Annotated in this window: 2 protein-coding genes and 1 rRNA gene; all 3 read right to left on the reverse strand. The window is 48.5% G+C overall.

Annotated elements, in window-relative coordinates; translation table 11 throughout:
- Window positions 1–11: 11 nt before the first annotated feature.
- Window positions 12–329 carry a helix-turn-helix domain-containing protein gene (locus tag DI14_RS14730; protein WP_034809910.1) on the reverse strand — a complete coding sequence of 106 codons (318 nt, stop codon included), beginning with the start codon at window positions 327–329 and terminating at the stop codon, window positions 12–14.
- A 113-nt stretch (window positions 330–442) separates the two neighbouring features.
- Entirely contained in the window at window positions 443–1,906 is a 1,464-nt protein-coding gene (gene guaB, locus DI14_RS14735) for an IMP dehydrogenase (RefSeq protein WP_034809911.1), read from the reverse strand.
- Between the two features lie 246 nt (window positions 1,907–2,152).
- A 5S ribosomal RNA gene (gene rrf / locus DI14_RS14740) occupies window positions 2,153–2,262 on the reverse strand; the annotation flags it as partial.

Raw genomic sequence — 2,262 nt, forward strand, 5'->3', positions numbered from 1 at the left:
GGTCTTTAACGCTATTTCTTTTTCAACTCTCTTTCGATCTCCATGAATTTTTTTAAGATGTCGTTCTCCGTCTTCAGGTGGGATAGTTGACGCTCTCTCTTGTCATCCTCACTGGCGGAATCAGGACCGAGTCCGTAGGTGTATTGCTTCCCGATGGGCTGGTCAAATCGATAGATTTCATTGGACCGATACCATCTCATCCATGTGTGGATCTGTGATTCGCTTTTGATCCCGTGTTTCTCCATGATCTCTCTAGTCGTCAACTCACCGCTCAGTTTGTCTTTCACCACTGCCCATTTCACTTCTCTTGAATATACGTTTTTGCCCACGCAAAAACACCTCCGATGCTAGCACTTTTTTTAAGTGTACCACTGCGAAGGTGTTTTTATATTGTCTCAAAAATTTAGGTTAGCCCAGCTCACGATTTGAGCAACGGATTTTTTTATCTTGAGTAGTTTGGTGCTTCTTTTGTGATATGCACATCGTGCGGATGGCTCTCTTGCAGTCCAGCACCTGTCATGCGGATGAACTGCGTGTCTTCACGAAGCGAACGAATGTCCGCCGCGCCACAGTAGCCCATCCCTGAACGAAGACCACCGATGAGTTGGTAAACCGTATCGGCCAATTCACCCCGATAGGCGACGCGTCCTTCGATACCTTCTGGGACGAACTTCTTATCAGCTTCTTGGAAGTAACGGTCTTGGCTACCACGTTTCATCGATGCTTCCGATCCCATTCCACGATACGTTTTGAACTGACGGCCCTGGTAAATTTCCATTTCGCCCGGGCTTTCTTTCACACCGGCCAAGAGGCTACCGAGCATGACAGCATGCGCACCTGCAGCAATCGCCTTGACGATATCGCCTGAGTATTTGATGCCACCGTCGGCGATGACCGTCACGCCATGTTCACGGGCTTCTGTGACACAGTCATAGACAGCCGTGATTTGCGGCACACCCACTCCTGCGACAACACGTGTCGTACAAATCGAACCAGGACCGATACCGACTTTGATGACCGAAGCACCGGCTTCAATCAATGCCCGTGTCGCTTCCGCCGTCGCGACGTTACCTGCGATGATCGGGAGTGTCGGGAAAAGGTCACGTAGTTCTTTTACTTTCTCGATGACCCCTGCCGAGTGACCGTGCGCCGTATCGACGACGAGCGCATCAACGCCGGCATCGACCAGGATTTGTGCACGTGACGCAGCATCTCCCGTGACTCCGACTGCAGCCGCGACGAGGAGACGACCTTGCTTATCTTTCGCAGCATGCGGAAATTGTTCGACTTTCTCGATATCTTTCGTCGTGATGAGTCCCTTTAAAATGCCTGCATCATCGACGAGTGGTAACTTCTCGATTCGATGCTGGTGAAGGATGCGTTCCGCTTCTTCAAGCGATGTGCCGACTTTGGCCGTAACCAAGTTTTCAGTCGTCATGACGTCTTCAATCACCGTGGAATAGTCTTTAATGAAACGAAGGTCACGGTTCGTCAAAATCCCGATGAGTTTTCGTTCTGTTTCCGAGTTGACGATTGGTACGCCAGAAATCCGATATTTGCTCATCAAATATTCCGCATCATATACTTGCCGTTCTGGAGTTAAATAGAAAGGGTTTGTGATGACACCGTTCTCTGAACGTTTGACGCGATCGACGTGCTCGGCTTGCATTTCCATGGACATGTTCTTGTGAATGACACCTAGACCACCTTGGCGCGCCATCGCAATCGCCATCGGTGCTTCTGTGACTGTATCCATCCCAGCACTGATGACCGGAATATTCAACTCGAGGCCTTCACAAAGTTTCGTACTTAAGTTGACGTCTCTAGGTAAGACGTTTGAGAACCTCGGTACGAGTAAGACGTCATCAAATGTTAATCCTTCTTTTGCAAACTTGTTTTCCCACATAAAAATCGATTGCCCCTTTCCTATCGGACCCGAATCTTTGTTTCGAAATATTTCTGTAATGGTAACAGGTATGACGAGAAAGTGCAATTCAATTGAGGATGTTCAGAAAGTTCTGAATTGTGTTCGTTTGAGCAAACGTATGGGAAAAACATTCGGAAATCGTTTAAATTCTATTCATATAATAGGTAGTTTTAGAAGAAAAGCATAGAAAAAGACGACCAAGCAGATGCTCGATCGTCTCATGTTGCCTGGCAACGTCCTATCCTCACAGGGGGAGACCCCCAACTACTTTCGGCGCTGAAGCGCTTAACTTCCGTGTTCGGCATGGGAACGGGTGTGGCCGCTTCGCTATCGAC

Origin of the sequence: Exiguobacterium sp. AB2 (assembly GCF_000696055.1) — a bacterium.
Lineage (GTDB): Bacteria > Bacillota > Bacilli > Exiguobacteriales > Exiguobacteriaceae > Exiguobacterium > Exiguobacterium alkaliphilum.